General features: G+C 56.6%; 13 protein-coding genes and 4 pseudogenes. 13 read left to right on the top strand and 4 right to left on the bottom strand.

Going from position 1 to position 19,483, the window contains the following annotated elements:
* Positions 1-400: 400 nt before the first annotated feature.
* Positions 401-1,438, bottom strand: a complete 1,038-nt coding sequence (gene gmd, locus M2335_RS03760; RefSeq protein WP_264593827.1) for a GDP-mannose 4,6-dehydratase — start codon at positions 1,436-1,438, stop codon at positions 401-403.
* Positions 1,439-2,144: 706 nt separating this feature from the next.
* On the opposite strand from gmd, the gene M2335_RS03755 reads away from it, so the two are divergent.
* The 3 genes from M2335_RS03755 to M2335_RS03740 all read left to right on the top strand — a co-directional run bounded on the left by M2335_RS03755 (position 2,145) and on the right by M2335_RS03740 (position 4,812).
* Positions 2,145-3,011, top strand: a complete 867-nt coding sequence (locus tag M2335_RS03755) for a glycosyltransferase family 4 protein (protein WP_264593826.1) — start codon at positions 2,145-2,147, stop codon at positions 3,009-3,011.
* Between the two features lie 332 nt (positions 3,012-3,343).
* Positions 3,344-3,571 (top strand): hypothetical protein, encoded by a 228-nt coding sequence (locus M2335_RS03745; RefSeq protein WP_264593825.1) that lies wholly within the window; start codon positions 3,344-3,346, stop codon positions 3,569-3,571.
* 8 nt (positions 3,572-3,579) lie between these two features.
* Positions 3,580-4,812, top strand: coding sequence for a glycosyltransferase family 4 protein (locus M2335_RS03740; RefSeq protein WP_264593824.1), 1,233 nt, complete (start codon positions 3,580-3,582; stop codon positions 4,810-4,812).
* Here the strand turns inward: M2335_RS03740 and M2335_RS03735 are convergent.
* The gene (locus M2335_RS03735) at positions 4,793-5,680 is read right to left on the bottom strand and encodes a class I SAM-dependent methyltransferase (RefSeq protein ID WP_264593823.1); all 888 of its coding nucleotides are present in this window, start codon (positions 5,678-5,680) and stop codon (positions 4,793-4,795) included. The two genes, M2335_RS03740 and M2335_RS03735, sit on opposite strands and share 20 nt — an antisense overlap.
* Before the next feature lie 455 nt (positions 5,681-6,135).
* Between M2335_RS03735 and M2335_RS03730 the strand changes: the two genes are divergently transcribed.
* The 10 genes and pseudogenes from M2335_RS03730 to M2335_RS03695 form a co-directional block, all read left to right on the top strand.
* Positions 6,136-7,344 (top strand): polysaccharide biosynthesis/export family protein, encoded by a 1,209-nt coding sequence (locus M2335_RS03730; RefSeq protein ID WP_264593822.1) that lies wholly within the window; start codon positions 6,136-6,138, stop codon positions 7,342-7,344.
* Between the two features lie 98 nt (positions 7,345-7,442).
* Positions 7,443-8,552 (top strand): hypothetical protein, encoded by a 1,110-nt coding sequence (locus M2335_RS03725; RefSeq protein ID WP_264593821.1) that lies wholly within the window; start codon positions 7,443-7,445, stop codon positions 8,550-8,552.
* A gap of 1 nt (position 8,553) precedes the next feature.
* Complete coding sequence (locus tag M2335_RS03720) at positions 8,554-9,357, top strand: ABC transporter permease (RefSeq protein ID WP_264593820.1); 804 nt, start codon at positions 8,554-8,556, stop codon at positions 9,355-9,357.
* Positions 9,354-10,001 carry an ABC transporter ATP-binding protein gene (locus M2335_RS03715; protein WP_264593819.1) on the top strand — a complete coding sequence of 216 codons (648 nt, stop codon included), beginning with the start codon at positions 9,354-9,356 and terminating at the stop codon, positions 9,999-10,001. The genes M2335_RS03720 and M2335_RS03715 overlap by 4 nt, the downstream gene beginning before the upstream one ends.
* A gap of 513 nt (positions 10,002-10,514) precedes the next feature.
* Positions 10,515-10,810: pseudogene (locus tag M2335_RS03710) on the top strand (transposase); the annotation flags it as partial.
* A gap of 483 nt (positions 10,811-11,293) precedes the next feature.
* Positions 11,294-11,660, top strand: a pseudogene (gene tnpB / locus M2335_RS03705) (IS66 family insertion sequence element accessory protein TnpB).
* A gap of 7 nt (positions 11,661-11,667) precedes the next feature.
* A complete protein-coding gene (locus M2335_RS16505; protein WP_319801206.1) occupies positions 11,668-12,432 on the top strand; it encodes an IS66 family transposase in 765 nt (254 codons plus the stop codon).
* Positions 12,372-12,743: pseudogene (locus M2335_RS16500) on the top strand (IS66 family transposase). Before M2335_RS16505 ends, M2335_RS16500 begins: the two are co-directional and overlap by 61 nt.
* A 53-nt stretch (positions 12,744-12,796) precedes the next feature.
* A complete protein-coding gene (locus M2335_RS16495) occupies positions 12,797-12,925 on the top strand; it encodes a transposase domain-containing protein (RefSeq protein ID WP_319801185.1) in 129 nt (42 codons plus the stop codon).
* Positions 12,926-13,291: 366 nt separating this feature from the next.
* Positions 13,292-13,763 (top strand): annotated as a pseudogene (locus tag M2335_RS03695) (integrase core domain-containing protein); the annotation flags it as partial.
* A gap of 108 nt (positions 13,764-13,871) precedes the next feature.
* On the opposite strand, the gene M2335_RS03690 reads toward M2335_RS03695, so the two are convergent.
* On the bottom strand, positions 13,872-14,624 hold the full coding sequence (locus tag M2335_RS03690) for an IS5 family transposase (protein WP_264593818.1): 753 nt from the start codon (positions 14,622-14,624) through the stop codon (positions 13,872-13,874).
* Between the two features lie 285 nt (positions 14,625-14,909).
* The gene (locus tag M2335_RS03685; RefSeq protein WP_264593817.1) at positions 14,910-19,217 is read right to left on the bottom strand and encodes a glycosyltransferase; all 4,308 of its coding nucleotides are present in this window, start codon (positions 19,215-19,217) and stop codon (positions 14,910-14,912) included.
* Positions 19,218-19,483 lie beyond the last annotated feature (266 nt).

Below are 19,483 nucleotides of genomic sequence, written 5' to 3'. Positions count from 1 at the left end.
TCAGTGAGAATGGCCTGCGCGGCGAGCCGCATATAGGGATCAACGGCACGGCGCTGAGCTGGTCGGCTATCTTGCGCTCGTCGCAGGAACGGCGTGTGAATGGCATTCATCGCTCCAGGCAAGCCATGCAGAACGGGTTTGCGGAAAGGCCTCCAGCAAGGATGCCCCAACGAGGCGCTTCCACCTCGGGGCCCTAGGCCCGCTTCGTACTCGAGACTAGCGTCACAGGTACAATTACGTCAGACCGCAGTCGAAACCGGGCGAGAAGCCCCGCCGGGATCGCCGGCCAGCATGGTTGGGCATGCCCTAAACCATGCTGGCATCAGTCCAACGATTTATCATGAAGGAGCACCACGCTGCGCCTGGCCGGTAACGTTTAGGGGCGCACGTCAAACGCACCTTAAAACGACCACCCCGCAGTGTTGCGGCGCATGTCAGCTTCCATCATCAGCTGTGCGAGCTCCTCTAGCTTGACTTTTGGTGTCCAGCCCAGCTCGCGTTCGGCCTTTCCAGCGTCCCCAATCAACAGGTCGACCTCCGCCGGGCGGTAAAAGACGGGATTGACGCGCACGAGTGTCTTGCCGCTTTTACGGTCGATTCCTTTCTCGTTTTCTTCCTTGCCCGACCAATCGAGCTCGATCCCGACATGGGCAAAGGCGAGTTCGACGAAGCGGCGGACCGGCTCGGTGCGGTTAGTCGCCAGGACGTAGGTGCCTGGGACGTCGTGCTGGAGCATCAGCCGCATGCCTTCGACATAGTCCTTGGCATAGCCCCAGTCGCGCTTGGCATCGAGATTGCCGAGTTCGAGAAGTTGGGCCTTGCCCTGCGCTATCTTAGCTACAGTGTCGGTAATCTTGCGCGTAACGAACTCACGGCCACGCAGCGGGGATTCATGATTGAACAAAATGCCGCTGGTTCCGAAAATATCGAAACTTTCGCGATAATTGACGGTCAGCCAATGCGCATAAAGCTTCGCCACGCCATATGGGCTGCGCGGATAGAAAGGAGTATCCTCCGTCTGCGGGATCGCTTGGACCTTGCCGAACATTTCGGACGTTGAAGCTTGGTAAAAGCGGATGTCGCGATTGACGGTGCGGATCGCCTCCAGAAGATAGGCGGCTCCCAGCCCGGTAATCTGACCTGTGGCAATCGGTTGGTCAAACGAGACACCCACAAAGCTCTGCGCTGCGAGGTTATAGACTTCGGTCGCCTCGGACGTTTCGATCAGTCTGATCGCCGAACCCATGTCTGTGAGATCGTATTCCACGAGCTTGAGCCGAGGATGGTTGGTGATTCCGAGCTCGTCTATCCGCCAGAAATTAACTGAACTGGTCCGCCGATATGTACCGTAGACGGTATAGCCGCTGCTCAACAGGTTTTCTGCCAGATATGCACCATCCTGGCCGCTGATTCCCGTAACGATGGCGGTCTTTGACATATTTTCGTCCCTTAATGATGTGGCATCGCGTCGATAGTGACGTTGCGCTCCAATAACCAGAGAGTTCGGTATGTATCAGCTTGAGGTTATCCAGCTCGAGGCGTCCACGATGGGCGTCAAGCCGTTGTCGCAGAACGCCGCCGTAGCCCTGCCCTCGAAAACCGCGATCAAAACAGATAGGCAGCCCGTCTCCAATATCTTCTTGAATTAGGCCACGATCCGGGACGTACTGTTATGTTGAACGCCCTCGTCTTCGCCCGCAAGGCCGCTCCCAAAGCGCGCGGTCATCGCAATGGCTTGTCGGATTCCCACTTAGGAGATAGAGATCAACCACACATTCGTTCTAGCCAATTAAAAGTCTAACTATTGCAGGAATCTCATAAGAAATTGGAACGCTTGATCGGCTTGGTTACCATGCCCCCCTCGAAGCCATGCTGCGGTGGATGATTGGGTCATAGGCATGCGACTTGGTATAACGGTCGATCCTCTTTCGCCAAATCTCACGGGTATCGGGCGCTATACCTGGCAATTGTGTCAGGGTCTCGCGGGTCACCCTGGGATCGACGATCTAACGTATTTCCTGATGGATCATTGGCATACCGACCCAAGCGGGCTGCTCACAGGCAAGGCGCGTCGACGCGCCGGGTCATTGATCCCCCGTTTAATACGGCGGCGACGCGCGCGCCAAGGGTTCGAAGAGCGCCTGATGCACGGGACCAATTATTTCCTTCCTGTGCAGGCAGAAAAAGGCGTGATCACAGTTCATGACCTCTCGATCTATCTGCATCCCGAAACCCACCCTTCCGAACGTATCCGCGATTTCGAGAAGAACTTCGAACGCTCGCTAGATCGCGCTACCCATGTCATCACCGATTCCGAGGCTACTCGGCGCGATCTCATCACGCATCTTTCCTATCCGGCCGCAAAGGTGAGCACGGTACATTTGGGGGTTTCCGAACGCTTTCGGCCGCAAGCCAGAGCAATGCTGGATCGAGATCTGCTGCGTCTTTTCGGGCGTCCAGTCGGCGATTACATCCTGTCGGTCGCTACCTTCGAGCCGCGCAAGCGAATCGAGGCAGCAATACTCGCCCATGCGCACTATTGCGACCGGACCGGCCATGATATCCCGCTTGTGCTGGTTGGGGCAAAGGGATGGGCGAATGACCGATTGCATGCGCTGATCGAGGATGAACAGCGCAAGGGCCGGTTGCTCATGCTGGGGTTCGTCGATGACGCGGATCTCCCGGCGATTTATGCTGGTGCGCGCCTTTTCCTTTACCCATCGATCTATGAGGGCTTTGGCCTTCCGCCAATCGAAGCGATGGCTTGCGGCATCCCGACGATCGTGTCCAATCGGTCGTGCCTGCCCGAGGTCACACGCGGCGCCGCAATGATGATCGACCCGGACGACGTCGATCGCCTCAGCGCCGGCATCGAGCGAGCTTTGAATGATGACATCTGGCGCGACGGCGCCATACGAGCCGGACTGGCGGTGGGCGCGCACTATAGCTGGGCACGGTGTATCGAGCAAACCGTCGACGTGTACCGTTTATGTAATGACTTGATCGCCTAGCACTACATTGGCCCGAGTTCAGCTCGGGATTTGAACAAATACGACGTAATCGCGAGAGCGCTGGCCGCTAGTTCGAGATTGCTGGCCGGATGGCCGGCCCGCAGTGCCCGAACCTTTCTCTCGCACAAAGCCTGGCATTGCGGTGAACGAGATCGACCGCGTCATGACTGTAGGGGTCCGCTTAGGCTGCGTTTGGCCGAGAGGAGCTATGGCTTGTCGGCGCAGTCCCGGCAGGCCATTAGCGCCCGGCGCATATGCTGGGCCGTTCCCCGGCACCAGAAGGTCAATCCGGCAGACGTGCAGTCGATCTTTCCCGTCACGGGCCGCGGGGCGTGACCGCCTATACGAAATTCCCGCCGCAGCAACGTACCAAACGGCGCAGCAACAATCCCGTACGCGGGCGTTGCGATTGGGTCATGGCGCGGGCTTGGGTGGTGATTGATGAGTACAGTAACGCGGAAAAAGCGTTCGAATTCTATAAGCAGTCGCTTTACTGGAGCACCCTGGCGCATCGCCAAGGAGGTGATGTGGAAAAGAATGCAGCGGCAGGGACGACATGATCTGGTCGATGGTACGTTTTCTGCTGCCGGTTCTGTCGCCGCGTTGGCTGGAACGGCGGCGCATCGAATCGGCCCGCCGCGTCGATCCGGTCGTTTCGCCACCGGCCAAGCCGTCAGGTCGTCTTCTGGTCGATCTTACAACCATCGCGCGCCACGATGCGCGCTCTGGCATTCAGCGCGTCGTGCGATCGACCGTGACCCAGATGCGATCCCGGTCACGCGGCGCGGACATTCAGGCGGTGCGGTATGAGCGTGGCGCCTTCCGTCATACGGCATGGCCAGCCGCCGAGGTAACGCCAGACGTGATAATGAATCCGCGGCCGGGCGACATCTTTCTAGGGCTGGACCTGTCGTTCGACGCGGTTCGCCGAAACGCGAAACAATTTCTTCGATACAAGCGGTCCGGCACGCGCTTCTGGTTCGTCATTTACGACTTGTTACCGCTGCAGAGCCCGCAGTATTTCTCGGCCAAGGTAGCCGTACGCTTCCGCTGGTGGCTGGTTGCCACAGCGAGGCTGGCGGAGGGATATATCTGCATTTCGCCACACGTCGCGGACGAATTGCGCACAGTGCTGGCGCAAAGGTTCGCGATGCGCGACGAGGTCGCCATTGAGGTCATACCGATGGGTTTCGACAGTCTGTCTGCCGGGAAGCCGCCTGTGCAGGAAGCGGATCTGGCTACCGTGATCAGTGCCAAGGAAGTGGTATTAGCAGTCGGCACCCTAGAACCGCGCAAGGGGTATGGCCTGCTTATAGACGCGTTCGAATTGTTGTGGGAACGGGGTTCCGATGCGACGCTGGTTATCGTCGGCCGTAGCGGGTGGAAAACCGAAGCTCTGCGGCGACGCATCTTAAATCATCCCGATTTTGGCCGTCGGTTGCATTGGTTACCGACCTTGGACGATGCGGGCCTGGCGATATTGTATGAGTGCGCGAGTGCCCTCGTTGCTGCGTCCTATGGTGAGGGATTCGGTCTGCCGGTTTTGGAAGCGGTTGCACGCTCTTGCCCGGTTTTAGCCCGGGATATTCCAGCCTTTCGCGTTCATGCCCGACACGGTCTGCGCTATTTTCCTGCGGACGCCGGTCCCGGCCAGTTGGCCGATGCGATCGCGGAGACGCTGCACGACAGTACCGCACTGCGAACATCGGCTTCGCCAGCACCTCTTCCACAATGGCGGGAAACCGCCGACACGATACTAGGTTTGCTGGGACACGACCTCGTTACCGCCAAGCGTGAATGATTGTGCGGTGGGTCGCGGCCTGGCTAGCCTTTGATCGCAGTTGCAGGCCACGGCCTTGTTTGAGGGGGTGTCCGAGCGATACCGGTGATGGCATCGCCTTTACCTTCGAGAAGCCAAAACTTTCCAGCATCACTTCGAGCGCCGGAACGTTCGGTGCCCAGAAATTGGTTGGATCGCCGCCGAGTTCGCCGGGCTTGTAAAGCCGCATTGCGGGCAGGCTCTCAAGCGGCAATGCTGTCACGGTCTCGATAATGAGGTGATCCGAGCACATTGCAGCTGCCGCTTCGAGGCAGCTATACGGATCCTTGACGTGGTAAAGCACCCCCAAGAATAGCACGATGTCGAACTGTCCCAACACGTTAGGATCGAGCGCAAGCACGTCGACGTCCAGGCTTTCGACCTGGGAGTCGAGCTGACGATGCATGAAGTTGAAGCCATCGCGTGTCCCCCAGCCGGGGCCTGACCAGCAGAAATGATCGGTCGCCAACACGCGTGCGGCACCACGTCGTTCTGCTTCGAACGAAAAAAAGCCGTCCCAAGCGCCGATATCCAGAACCGTCTTGCCTGAGAGACTTTCGGCAAAAAACAAATCGGCTTCGGCAAGCTGGACGTCCAGCGGCTTGATCCCTTTGATATGCCGCCCCCCGGGAAGTTCGAATGAATGGAACCAGCGGATATCTTGACCATCCGAGGCGTCAACTAAGCGAGAATTTTCCATGGTCATGACTTCACCTGCTAGTACTTTGGCATGAAGCCTCTTCGACAGACCAAAGCATCGCCAGGTCTGGGTTTCTTTCAAAAACGAGTTCGAGGCTTGACCGGTATTCGGTAACTGAGTCGAGAGATCCGCCGTCCTCTGCGTTTCCAATCCGCTATCATGCTCAATATTCTATCGGAAGGTGTGCCACTGCAAGCGTGCGTCGTCGCTGTCAACTCACACCTTGATCTTGCGCCCGCAGCACATGAGTGGCGTTGACTACTTGGGCGTCTTCCCTGACGGTATGGTCTGAGCTACCCTCAAAGTCCGCCATAACATCCGCATCGTCGCAGTGGCGCTTACCGGCGCGAGGTGTTCGGCGCGCGGAAGACAGAGACATCTTGAACCGACGTTCTGTGCAGTCTGGTCGGCCGGGATCGTCATGGCGTGAAGCTCGTCCTTTCCCTTGCCTGACTTGGTGGGACACGATCGCTTTGGTTGATGACATTTGACGCAAATCAGGCTATGGGCCCAAGTTGGCGGTCGGTGCAAACTACAGCTGACAACGGTGTATTTAAGAAGGCCATCGGCCGCACTGTGCGATAAATGGGGTCGACTGAAGGAATATGATGACGAATTCTCGGCGCACCCGACGAAACAGCGTGATTTACAAGTTTGGTCCTGTCCTCCTCGGCGCTCTTTCCCTGTCAGCCTGCGCGGTGCTGCCCGGGACGGGGCCCTCGTCGCGTGCGGTGACGCGGGCTGACGGTGCGACCTTGGCGAATGCGGATATCAAAATCGTTGATGTAACTGATGACGTTGCGCGCCGGGTGATTGCGAGCCAACGGGCCACACTTTTTTCCGAATCTCTAGGGGACGGCCGTGCGGCCGGTTCGGTCATAGGACGCGGCGACGTCCTCGATATTGCGATTTGGGAAGCGCCGCCGGCAGCCTTGTTTGGGTCCGCAGGCGGGCAGGCTCAGCTGAGCCGCTCAACCCGTTCCACGGTGCTCGCACGAGCTTCATCGCTGCCGGAACAGGTGGTCGACAGCGACGGGCAGATCAACATCCCGTTTGCCGGCTCGATTGTCGCGGCAGGTCGCACCTCGACGCAGATCGAGCGAGAGATCGTCGGCCGTCTGGCCGGCAAGGCGCATTTGCCACAGGTCATTGTGCGCGTTATCAGCAACGCCAGTTCCAACGTCACGGTCGTTGGCGATGTTGCGAACAGCGCACGTGTACCCGTTACCGCCAAGGGAGAGCGACTTCTTGACGTGTTGGCGACGGTTGGTGGGGTACGCCAGCCAGTCGGAAAGGTGTCGATCCAAGTCACGCGCGGTCCGCAGGTGGCATCTATGCCCTTGGGTGCGATCATTCGAGATCCGCAGCAGAATATTCGTATGCAGCCCGACGACGTGATAACGGCTCTTTATCAGCCGTACAGCTTTACCGCGCTCGGCGCCACGACCAAAAATGATGAAATTCCCTTTGAGGGGGCGGGGTTGACGCTTGCGCAGGCGCTCGGTCGGTTCGCCGGCCTGCAAGATGCGCGCGCCGACGTGAAGGGCGTCTTCATCTTTCGGCTTGAGGAACCTGCGGCGCTTGATGCAACGGTGCGAGAAAGTGCCCACCTTACGCCTGACGGGAAGGTGCCTGTGATCTACCGGGTCAATCTCAAGGATCCATCAATCTTCTTCGTCGCGCAGAGTTTCCCGATTCGCGATAAAGACGTTGTCTACGTGTCCACTGCACCTCTCGCCGACATCCAGAAGTTTGTCGGCGTTATCTCGTCGACGGTCTTCCCGATTGCTGCGCTCAGCACAATCGGCTTGTAACGATCTTCTTACAATCAACGAACTGCGGGTGCCCGGACTTTCGGATAGGTCGCTTTAGAAAATGCGGCATTCATGATCGTTGCAGAATACGGAATTATATGCAGAACACTATTTTCAGCCGGATAAAGAACGTTGATCGATTGTTTTTGATCATAGTCATCATCCCGACTATTATTGCGACCATATATCTAGGTCTATTTGCTTCGGACGTATATATATCGGAATCGCGCTTTGTTGTTCGCAGTCCTGACAAACCCGCCTCGACCGGCTTGGGTGTTCTGCTCAAATCTTCTGGTTTCACGAGTGGAAGCGATGAAATATATGCGGCCGAAAGCTTTATAATGTCGCGTGACGCACTGGCCGCCTTGAACAAGGGTGGCCGGTTTGAAAAGGCCTATGGTGCTCCGGAAATTTCCCTGTTCGATCGTTTCAATGGGTTTGGTGGTGATCCCAGCTCAGAAGAACTTTACAAATATTATCGCAACAAGATTTCGATCGAGCATGAGACGAACGCCTCGATAACGACACTGCAGGTCCGCGCTTATTCTGCCGAGGAGGCTTATCGCATAAACGCCGCGTTGATCGGCATGGCGGAGGCGATGGTCAACCGTTTGAACGTACGTGGTCGGCAGGATCTAATACGCTTCGCATCCTTCGAGGTGGAAGAAGCAAAGGCACGGGCCGCTTCGGCGGCCTCGGCCCTGTCGGCTTTTCGCAACAGCCAAGGCGTCGTCGATCCCGAAAAGCAGGCAACCGTCCAGATCCAGATGATCTCGAAGCTTCAGGACGAAGTTATTGGGGCACGCTCCGAGTTGTTACAGCTACGGTCGTTTACCCCACAAAACCCGCAGATCGACGTTCTCGCGACGAAGGTGAAGGGCTTGGAGCGCGAAATGGAACAGCAACTCTCGCTGGTCGCGGGTGGCAGCAAATCACTCTCTTCGACCACCGCAAGGTATCAGCGCCTACAACTGGAGAGCCAGTTCGCAGATAAGCAGCTCGCCGGAGCGATGGCATCATTGCAGGACGCGTCCAATGAGGCACGTCGCAAGCAGGCATATCTGGAACGCATCGTCGAGCCGAGCAAGCCGGACGAAGCACTTGAACCCCGCCGCCTGCGCGGAATTCTCGCGACCTTCGTATTGGGTCTGATCGCGTGGGGAATTCTGTCGATGCTGTTGGCGGGTGTGCGTGAGCACAAGGGCTGACATGGCGGCTGATCGCCAATCCTGGGGGTCCTATGCATCTGCATGGGCCGTCCAGCGTCGGGTAATCCATGCGCTCTTCATGCGGGAAGTGCTGACCCGTTACGGTCGGCACAACATCGGTTTCCTCTGGCTTTTCGTTGAGCCAATGTTGTTCACGCTCGGCGTGACCGCCCTATGGAGTCTTACTAAAGCCACGCATGGGTTAGATCTGCCAATCGTTGCCTTTGCGCTGACCGGGTATTCGTCAGTGCTTTTGTGGCGTAACATGCCTGCGCGGTGCATTGATGCGATCAAGCCGAACTTGTCACTGCTTTATCACCGTCAGGTGAAGGTTCTAGATATTCTTATCGCTAGGCTCCTGCTTGAGGTCGCTGGTACTACAACGTCGTTCTTCGTATTAGGGATCTTCTTCATCACGATCGGCTGGCTGAATCCACCCGAAGATCTGCTGCAGGTGATCGGGGGCTGGCTTGCGCTTGCGTGGTTCGGTATGTCAGCTGCATTATTGCTCGGCGCTTGGTCGGAACAGTCCGAGCTTGTCGACAAATTCTGGCACCCTTCCGCTTACCTACTCTTTCCACTGTCGGGCGCGGCATTCCTCGTGGATATGCTCCCAAAGCAGGCGCAGGAGATCGTGCTGTATCTGCCGATGGTTCATTGTATCGAATACATTCGAGAGGGTTTTTTCGGAAGCAAGTTCCACGCGCATTACGACATGTCGTACGCGCTGATCGTCAGCGCCTGCATGACCCTGATTGCGCTGGCGCAATTGCGGAAGGTCAGTCGAGAGGTCATTCCCGAATGATCACGCTCCACGATGTCGATAAATTTTACCAGACGCGACGTGGGCCGCGGCAGATTCTCGACAACATCAACCTGGCGATTGCGCCCGGCGAAAAACTTGGCATCCTTGGCCGCAACGGTGCGGGCAAGTCGACCTTGATCCGCATCATCAGCGGTGCTGAACAACCGACCAGTGGCAGGGTTGAGCGGAACATGACGGCCTCATGGCCGCTCGCTTATACCGGAGGTTTCCAGTCCGCACTGACCGGCGTCGACAATATCCGCTTCATTTGCCGCATTTACGGCGTGGATATCGAGGAACGAATTCCGTTTATCCAGCAATTCTCCGATCTCGGCGAATATCTGCATGAGCCGATTAGAAATTACTCCGCCGGGATGCGCGCGCGCCTGGGGTTCGCCGTTTCGATGAGCATCGAGTTCGATTGTTTCCTCATCGATGAGGTGATCTCCGTGGGCGACTCGCGCTTTCACGAAAAGTGCCGGATCGAGTTGTTCGAAAAGCGCGCCGATCGCGCACTCGTAATTGTATCGCACGATGCAGGCTATATTCGTGCGCATTGCGACCGCGCCGTCGTGCTCGATCGTGGTCGTCTCCATAGCTTCGATGAAATCGAACAGGCTTTCGAATTCTATAATCACTCGTGACAGATGGTCAGAGGCCGTCACGCGTCGTTGCCTGACTGGTGTTCACCTCGTTCCGCTTCCAGTCATTCCAACAGCCGGGCGGGTTCAAGGACTGATCGCCAATCTACAACCGACGCTGCAACACGCTCCCGAAGATCATCAGATAAGCTCTCGCCTTCTCTTCCTCCCTCCAAGCTTATCTAGCAGTTTTAAGTACAACCGGTGAACTTGGAAACCACCCACCGATTCAATTGGGATGATCCAGACTATAGCTACTGTTCGCGCCAGGTCAATGCAGGCGATCGCCTGCTAAATTCCGAGGTCTCGCGCCGCTTGAAGCGAAATGTGCATCGCTGGTTTATCGCACGTTGACTTGCGCCGGATTGTCCCCTCCGGGTGCCTGACGTTCAGTTTATTTCTAGTGCGTATAACAGGGCGCTATCGACTCACGGGCTGACGTACTACCCGGAAACTCCTCCAGCTTGATGAGAGTCCACTTCGAGAAGGCGTGCGACGTGAAACACCGAGGGGCAGATCGTTGCGGTTCTGCGGGAGCAGGAAGCCGGAACGGCGACAGCGGATGTGTGCCGCAAGCACGGCGTTAGCAGCGCGACGTTCTACAAGTGGAAGGCAGCCTATGGCGGCATGGACGTGTCACAGGCGCGCAAGCTCAAGGTGCTGGAGGACGAGAATTCCCGGCTGAAGCGACTGCTGGCTGACGCGATGCTCGATAATGCTGTGCTGAAGGAAGTAACCTCAAAAAACTGGTGAAGCCTGCCGCTCAGCGCAAGGTGGTCGAGCATGTTCGGCGTAAGCGTGGCTTGAAGGACGCCTTGAACTTTTCGCGTGTCCTAGGCTGATTGCCGCTCTTTGGGAGCGGCGAAGTTGGACGACAAGGAGGCTGATGGAGCGGTTAGTCATACCAGCGGTCGTATGACCACTCGGATCGAAGTCGTTGGCCGGGTATCGGGCCGGCGGCGCTGGACGGTGGAGCAGAAGCTGGCGATCCTGCGATGCCTTCGGTTCGAGTGGGTCGGTTCGCGATGCGTGTGAGCGGCATGATGTGGCAGCGGTCAGCTCTACACATGGCGTCGGGAAGCAATGTCGGGCGAGTTGACCGGAGTGCAACCGCCGGCGCTGCCATCATTTGCCGAAGTTGAAGTGGCCGCGCCGCCGGTGCCGACAATGGCTTAACCGGAACCGGCACTCCCAAGTGGCCAGATTGGGATCGAGTTACCCTCAGGCGTCCGTCTGACTGTGGACGCGGCGATGGATACCGACGCCTTGGCGCGCGTGCTTGGCGTTCTGACGCGATGATCCCGCTGCCACTCCCCGGCGTTGCGGGCACAGGCTCCACCCGGATATTCTGGCCTGCGGTGCAACCGATATGCGCAAGGGGATTCGACCGGCTGGCGGTGTGGCGCAGCAGGTGCTCGAGCAGAGCCCGCATTCGGGCGCGCTGTTGCCTTTCGGGGGCGTCGCGGCGATCTGGTCAAGCTGCTCTGGTATGACGGTCAGGGCCTGTGCCTGTTCTCCAAGAGGATGGACCGGGGCAAGTTCGTTTGGCCGGCGATGAAGACGGGCAAGGTGACCCTCAGCGCGGCACAGTTGTCGATGCTGCTGGAGGGCATTGACTGGCGCCGGCCGGAACGCACGGTAGCACCATTACTGGCCGGATAATCGGCAGATTGCCGTTGGCCAGTCGTCTGAGAAGCTTTCCCTGCAGATCGAGCAGCTGGAACCGGCGCTGGAAGAACTGGAGGGGGATGCCGAGCGCGCCGACGTCCGCAAGCCCTCCGTCGACCGGGGCGACCGGCCGACACCGATCCGCTCCTTGCCGGCGCATCTGCCGCGCGAGGAGCATCGGATCGAACCGCCAGCCGGCACCTGCACCTGTCCCGACTGCGGCGGCGCGTTGCGCCCACTCGGCAAGGACAGCGATGAGATGCTCGATGTCCTGCCGGTGCAATGGCGCGTCGTGCCCACCGTGCGCCCCAAGTATAGCTGCAGGGCCTGTGAGAAGATCGTCCAGGCGCCGGCACCGCCCAAGGCCATTGCGCGCGGCAAGGCGAGCTTCGCAACGCTGGCGCATGTGGTGGTGAACAAGTTCAATCATCATCTACCGCTCTACCGCCAGGCCGAGATGATGGCGGCACAGGGCATCGACATTGACCGCTCGACCCTAGCCGGTTGGGCCGGACAGGCTGCCGCACTGCTCGATTCCATCGTTGCTCGCATTCGCAAGGAAGGACTCAAGGCCGGCAAGCTCCATGCCGACGATACACCGGTGCCGATGCTCGATCCGGGCAAGGGCAAGGCCGCCACGGCGCGGCTGTGGACCTATGCCGGCTACGATAAGCTCTACGAGGATGGCCGGGTGAGAGAGGTCGCCTGCTGGGCGCATTCCGGCCCAAGATCTTCGAGAACCACGCCACCAGCCCAACGTCGCTGACCATCGACCTGCTGGAGCAGATCGCAGCGCTATACCGGCACGAGGCCGATATTCGCGCACAACCGCCCGATGTCCGTTGCCAACACCGGCAACAGCATAGCAAGCCGCTGATCGATGACCTGCGCACAGCGATCGACGATGCGCTGCGCAGCCTGTAGCCCAAGTCCGCAATGGCCAAGGCACTCGCCTATGGCCGCAAGCGCTGGACGGCGCTCACCCGCTTCCTTGACGATGGCACAGCCGAGATTGATAACAACATTGCCCGCGGGCGATCCGGTCCATCGCGATCGGCCGCAAGAACTGGCTGTTAGCCGGATCAAAGGCCGGGGGCGAGCACGCCGCCACCATCTATTCCGTTATCGAGATGGCCAAGTTGAACGGCATCGAGCCGCAAGCCTATATCGCCGATGTCATCGCCAAGATCGCGAGCGACTGGCCAACCTCGCGCTGGGACGAGCTCATGCCTTGGACTGGCAGCCAGATCAGCAGATGATCGCCGAAGCCGCCTAGCTCCGGGCAATTCAGTCGGTGCGAACGTAAATGGCTATGGCCGTTTCGCTATCTCGTGGCCGTGGGCGAGATTGCCGGTTAGCTCCATTCGAACCGTCACAACCCAATTCAGATATTCGGCGACTGCCTCAACAGTCGTGCCAGCGGCCAGCATGCCGTGAAAGTGGAGCGCGTATGAATCATACTCATCGACCGCCTCGGGAATACCCGTCACGCCAATTGGATCCCAGTCATTTAGGAGCAAGCTTTTAAGCTCTTCGAGTTCGCCTATCATATCTGAGGTGAGACACCTCTGCCCAACCAGGGGCACGGCCTTCACGCCACGCTTACTGTTCGGCAGCTCTTTGCGATCAGCGAGCGTCGGGCATGCTCCATCCTTGCCGTGGTTGATGACTTCACGCGCGAGTGCCTGACGCTGGTGGCGGATACGTCGCTGTCAGGTGCGCGTGTCGGTCGAGAGCTTGACGCGATCATCGCAGTGCGCGGCAAGTCGTTGATGATCGTGAGCGATAACGGGACAGAGCTGACCAGCCTAGCGATTCTGCGGTGGGCCCAGGACCGACGCGTCGAATGGCATTACATCGCGCTCGGCAAGGCTCTCCTCAGCTTGTCGAAGGACCGCAGAAAACGTCTAGAGCTTCAATGGTCGCTTACGCGACGAGTGCTTGAACGAGACGCTGTTCGCGTCGCTCAGCCATGCCCGGTCGGTGCTGTACAACTGGCGCGACGATTACGACCATGTGCGGCCGCATAGCGGGATAGGCGGCAGGCGGCAGGCGCAACACCGCCTAGACGGGCACCACGACAACTCTGGACTCTAGTTATTAGTGGATGAACTTTGGGGAGCACATCACTGCCGACTGCATGAAAGAAGAAGAAATACAAGATGGTTCAGGCCCAATGGAGAATATTTTCACTAGGGTGGGGACTCATAACCACCATGTGACGGCAGCGGCGAGGTAGATGGCGCTCAGGAAGTTGGTGGCGAGTTTGTCGTAGCGGGTGGCGATGCGGCGATAATCCTTGAGGCGGCAGAACATGCGCTCGACGGCGTTACGGTTCTTGTAGAGTGTCTTGGAGAAGCAGCTTTTCCAGCGCCTGTTGGCCTTGGAGGGGATGTTTGGAACGGCACCCTGCCGCTCGATCAGGTCGCGGATCGCATTGCTATCGTAAGCCTTGTCCGCGAGCACGATGGTGCGCGGCGCAGGGTCATCGAGCAGCACATCGGCCGCGCGGCAGTCGGCGACCTGACCTCCGGTCAGCAGGAAGCGGAGCGGCGGACCTTCGCCGTCGGTGAGCGCGTGGAGCTTGCTGTTGCGGCCGCCGCGGCTGATCCCGATCGCCTGGACGAGCGCCCCCCCTTTTCCGCCGCTCGCGCAGCGGTGCGCCTTCATGTGGGTGCTGTCGATCAGAACCTCGGCGGGTGGCCCACCTGCGGCTGCCAGCGCAATGAACAGCTCCTGCCACACGCCCTTCGCCGCCCAGCGCACGAACCGGTTGTAGAGCGTCTTCCTCGGCCCATAGCAGGCCGGCGCATCGACCCATCGCCCGCCCGACTTCAAGACGTGGATGATGCCGCTGACCACGCGACGATCATCAACACGGGCAACGCCCCGCTCCTTGTCCGGAAGCAGCGGCCGAAGCCGCTCAAACTGTGCCTCACTCAAACAGAACTCGCTCAAACCCAGGCTCCTGCAGTCGCAGAGCCTGAATCACATCCGAGCCACCAAGGGAATCCCATTTATGGGTCCCGGCCCTAGTGAGTTTTGCGCTAACGTCGACCGTTACCTCAAAACGTCGTGCCTTAGTAGTCTGCCTCGCCTTTGCACATCCGCTCTCATAAGGAACTATCGCATGCGTTGGCCACTATCTCGGTTTTGCCAATTATCGCTAACACGCACAACAGACTGTTAGGTTTAGACAAGCGAATTGCGCGAAATGATGCATTGATGGCACGTCCTCAACGATTAAATGGTGGCGAACAGAACTTCCGGGGGAAGATTTGCGGCGGGATGAAGGTTTCGATAGGCATGATCATAAACTTCGCGCATTCTTGGCGCGATTTTTCTGAACCCATCTAGATGTTTATAGCGCAAGACAACGCGTTCTGGAGAAAAATGCGCGGCGTTGTTTAACGGATCATTCTCAAAGATTTCCCTCCAGTAATGACTCAGGCTCGAGAGAAAATGTTCCCGCCAGCGATCCATAGCTTCACCGTCCGACCCGAGGCGTTCGGCAAGGTCGTGCGCCTCGGGAAAACGCTCAAGGATGAAGAGAGAGGCATACGCATTCCATGATACGTTGAAATTGACCACGACTATCGGATCGCCGATCCAGTACGCTGGTTCTTCCATCATGTAATTTAAAACATAGTAGGTTGTCGGTATTGCCGTCCTCATCGTTGAAAAGGCGCGACCTGACGTATCCTGTGAATAGGCCCGCAACGCGTGATCCCTCCGCAATATCAATGAATAGATTGCGGTGAACAGGTTCTCGTTCTGACAAGCAACTACCTTGACAGGTGCATAAAGGTCTGGCCCAGCGGGCACGATCGCTGGGCAGGGCTCCAAAAACGCCTCCATGTCCTGAGCATTCGCGGGCTCTGTTTCATAAGTATATGCATAATTCGGGTAAACTAGTGCTACATCCGGATGATCCTTGAGGGCGCGTAATACCCGGTCAATTGCATCTGCTCTTGTTAGGTCGTCATCTCCCAGTATCCATATATAATCCCCGCGTGCCTCGTGTGCAGTGACGGTCAAATTCCCTAGCATGCCCACGTTTTTCAAGTTTCGGAGATAGCGGAAATCCTGTCGGTCCAAATAGGGGCGAACGATCTCACTGGTATTATCGGTGGACGTATTATCCACCACAAGTATCTCGATCTCTTCGCTAGGGTTAGGCAATTGCGAAAAGATATTCTTTAGGTTGACGCCAAGCCAGCCTGCTCGGTTATAGGTGCTAATGCAAATCGATAATTTTGGCCGCGGACGCAGATTCGGCAACTCAACACGAACATCTCTTTGGACGATACCCTCTTGTATGAGCAGAGCGTCACTCAGCCTGTCCTGTGACAGTTGTTCGATTATTTCACGGGCATATTGGTTCCATGTCTTCAGTTCACGGGTTACTGACTGGACTGCAACTTCTCGCCTGAACCTCTCATTTTCCGCCATTTCCAAAATAGCATCCGTTATAGCCTGTTTGTCTTTCATGTCGATTGTGAGGCATCCTCCCCCTTGAGCGATTTCAGCCACGGCACCAGTCTGGTGCACGATGCAGGGGCGGCCGTTCCAGAGACTTTCCGCAATCGGCAAGCCGAAGCCCTCTTCTAAAGACGGAAAAATAGTGAAATCGGCGCCCTCGTAGAGTTGGTGCAAACGATCATCATCTATGTCTATCAGCCATTCGCAATTGGGAATGGTTTCTAACTTCGTATGCATCATCTCCGTCATTTCCGGCCATGGCTGCATTGGTTTACCTACGATCGTCAGATTCAGCTCTTTGGAGCAGATGAAGGATGCACGAGAAAAAGCCTCCAAAAGAAGGAGTTGATTTTTGCGTGGTTCTATCGACCCGACCATCAGAATATTTATTTGTTCCGAATTATTCTTTTTGATCTTTCGGTTGCGTGGATACCCAACGAGTTCGCAAGGTAGGGGGAGCGTTACAACGCGATGATCAACGCTATGGGTCTTTTGTGAGGTCGAGAGGAAGAAGTTTATGAGATCTGCCCGAGCCGATGCTGATATCGCAAAGACTTTGTCGAATGCGATGAGGTCTTCCATGTATTTCCCATGATTTTTGACCCACTCTTGATTGTACATCGATCGCATTTTGTAGGGAATGGCATCATAAAAAATGGTGGCGGTTCTCAATCCCTGTTCACGGGCATAGGTAGTCACGTCATCCAGATAGATGTGTACAAGTTCGCCGACCATTATCCACTTGGGGGCTTGATGGTTTGACGGCTCGATCCATTCGGCCCAGTCGCTAACACGTGGGCCGTTCCACCTTTCGCAATGCAGCAATGCCTCTGGGTTGGCCGGTATCATACGCTTTGCTTCGGCATCCCAAACAACCGGGATGAGCTTTAAGCCCTGCTCCATGAGCCCGCGAGCGCTTTGCCGGATGACACGCTGAATGCCAGTATTGAAGACTTGCGTGGCGGTGTCGCTGATCCAGAAGTAGATTGAGTTCAGTCTTGCCGCATGGTCAGATGCTGTGGCTAAACAGGCCCCAATTTCCTGCGCGTATCCCGCCCAACTTTTTATTTCGCGCGTTGTCGCTTGTGTTCGAAGCTTCTCCCTCAGGTCGCTATCGCCGGCCAGCCTTTTCAGTGCGCTTGCAATGTCGCCCACTTCGCGCGTGTTGATAGTAAACGTTCCGCCACCTTCGGCGACTTCGGCCATGGCACCAAAGTTGGCGCAGATGCACGGTACACCATACCACAAGCTTTCTAGAATCGGTAAGCCAAACCCTTCTTCCAACGATGGAAAGACGGTGAAGCTGGCAGACCGATAAAGGCGATCTAGTTCTTCGTCAGTGGGATGTGGTACCAATTTTATGCTCGGATTCTTCTTCATTCCCGCTTTAATGAACGGGGCGACATCACTGTGGATATTGCCAGCAAGTACGAGTTGCCACTCCTTGCCCAAAGCCGTTTGCGAAAACAAATGAAACGCTTCTATCAACCGACTATGGTTTTTCCTCGGCTCCATCGATCCAACGGAAAGAATGATATTTTCGAGTGGCGTTTCAACGGCGCGAACCCGGTCTGCCAAGTTGGTTTCACCCGGCAGCAGCACACTGCGGATACTTGGTAGAGACCGAGCTCTTTGATGCTGGGCAAAAAACAACCTTAACTCTTCGGCCGACCGTTCCGATATCGGAAGAATGAGGTCAGCTAGGAGCAGGCCTTGCATATATTTTTCGTGCGCGTCTAATCCGGCCGCATATGAGGGCAGGCGCAACGGGATTGCATCATAGTAGACTGCCGCGACTTTTGCGCCGAGCGCCCGCGCTGCCAAGATCGCATCCACGGTCGGGGGTACGTCGTGGTAGGTGATGTGACTGACTTCGGGCTGCAGAAACCAACAGTCGAGTGTTTCTAGTGGATCCTGCAGATCGTTCCGAACGCTGTCAGCATCTGGATAGCGTGCAATCTCGCCATCAGACAGCTTGGGGCCGTTCCACGCTGCCAAATGATTTAGCTCAGCCTTGTTGATGAGACCGAACCGCTTGTCTTCGGGTATCCACTTTACGAAGCGAATGTTTTCGCCCGCTTCGACTAGCCCGCGCGCCAATTGCCGTACAAGACGCTGCATTCCTGTATTAGCCGGGCAATTGATCGTGTGATCGACATAGTAAATAATCAATCTGGATCCGCTGGGCAGTCTGCTGCCTCCCGCGTCCTTAGTCAGCCCAAGAAAATCGCTTTTTTCTCTGATTTGTGCATGAAGGCCGCGAAAGTCGGATCGCACTAGCGCGAAATCGCTACCAAGAGGAGGAGGCGTGAAGGCAGACCGCTCATAAGATTGCGATTTCACCAAATCGCGCAGTTCCAAGAATCTCTGTTCATTTCGCACGTCGGAAGCGTGCTGCATGTTCTCAATGGCGGCAATTCTAGTTGCTTGACTTTTGGATCGATTGAGCCGTGATTTCAGGGCTGTTGTGGCCCTGCGCAAGCCATTAAACGGCCTTATCTCGGCTTTCAGGCCGGGGAGGCTCGCATTATATTCGCGCCCTTCCTTCGAATTCGAGAGGTCAGCGAGCAACTGCCGCCGGTCGACACCGGATCGCAAAAGAAAAAGGTAATGCCGCATCCCTTTGACATCGGCAGGCCTTCCGAGAACGGACTCAAAAGCAGCGTTTACAAAAGTCTGATCATATAATTCAAGGATGTCGTAAACAGAGCTTATCTCTGGCAAGGACTCCCCGACCCGGGCTAGAATAATTGAAGATTCCATCCTCTTTGCAAGTAGCCGACGTTTTTTGAAATACCGGGGCGTGACCGGCAGTCCATTCAACTTGGAAATCCATAAAATTTTCTTCAATCCCGCAATGTTGGCATTGAAGTCCCGAGCTTCTTTGGATCTGGCAATTTGCGCTATAACATCGATTTTGTCGCCACCAAATTCGAGAAACTGCGTATAGAAATATTTACCCGTTTGATCGGCCTTTCGCCCCATTAGCGCCATATAAGCAGCATCAATAAATGCATCGTCACTTAAGGACAGGAGCGCATCAGCGGAATTAAATATTACGTCAGCCATCTTGGTTTCAAAATTCCGTTATTATGTGTTGAGCACTTAGCATACGGACCAGAATTTCGTCATGTTCTGAGGAGTGATTTTGTCCTTGAAAGTAGGTATTCTGGAATCTTACTGCTTAATCGTAACACCGTCAAAACTCGCGACGCATAGTCGACACCGTTTCTAGTTATCATATCTACCATCGAACTTGCACGGTCGAATGCATTGAAAGCTAAACGCAAGACGCGCTCGGCCAACCGTGATCCCGCCGTATTTATCAAGCGCGG

The sequence above is a fragment of the Sphingobium sp. B12D2B genome (genome assembly GCF_025961775.1).
In the GTDB taxonomy this organism is placed as follows: Bacteria; Pseudomonadota; Alphaproteobacteria; order Sphingomonadales; family Sphingomonadaceae; genus Sphingobium.
This window is presented reverse-complemented; position numbering and strand designations above follow the sequence as displayed.

Coding starts and splice junctions, on each gene's coding strand:
- gmd (WP_264593827.1), bottom strand. CDS start 1,438: ATGTCAAAGACCGCCATCGTTACGGGAATCAGCGGCCAGGATGGTGCA.
- M2335_RS03755 (WP_264593826.1), top strand. CDS start 2,145: ATGCACGGGACCAATTATTTCCTTCCTGTGCAGGCAGAAAAAGGCGTG.
- M2335_RS03740 (WP_264593824.1), top strand. CDS start 3,580: ATGGTACGTTTTCTGCTGCCGGTTCTGTCGCCGCGTTGGCTGGAACGG.
- M2335_RS03730 (WP_264593822.1), top strand. CDS start 6,136: ATGATGACGAATTCTCGGCGCACCCGACGAAACAGCGTGATTTACAAG.
- M2335_RS03725 (WP_264593821.1), top strand. CDS start 7,443: ATGCAGAACACTATTTTCAGCCGGATAAAGAACGTTGATCGATTGTTT.
- M2335_RS03720 (WP_264593820.1), top strand. CDS start 8,554: ATGGCGGCTGATCGCCAATCCTGGGGGTCCTATGCATCTGCATGGGCC.
- M2335_RS03715 (WP_264593819.1), top strand. CDS start 9,354: ATGATCACGCTCCACGATGTCGATAAATTTTACCAGACGCGACGTGGG.
- M2335_RS16495 (WP_319801185.1), top strand. CDS start 12,797: ATGGCCAAGTTGAACGGCATCGAGCCGCAAGCCTATATCGCCGATGTC.
- M2335_RS03685 (WP_264593817.1), bottom strand. CDS start 19,217: ATGGCTGACGTAATATTTAATTCCGCTGATGCGCTCCTGTCCTTAAGT.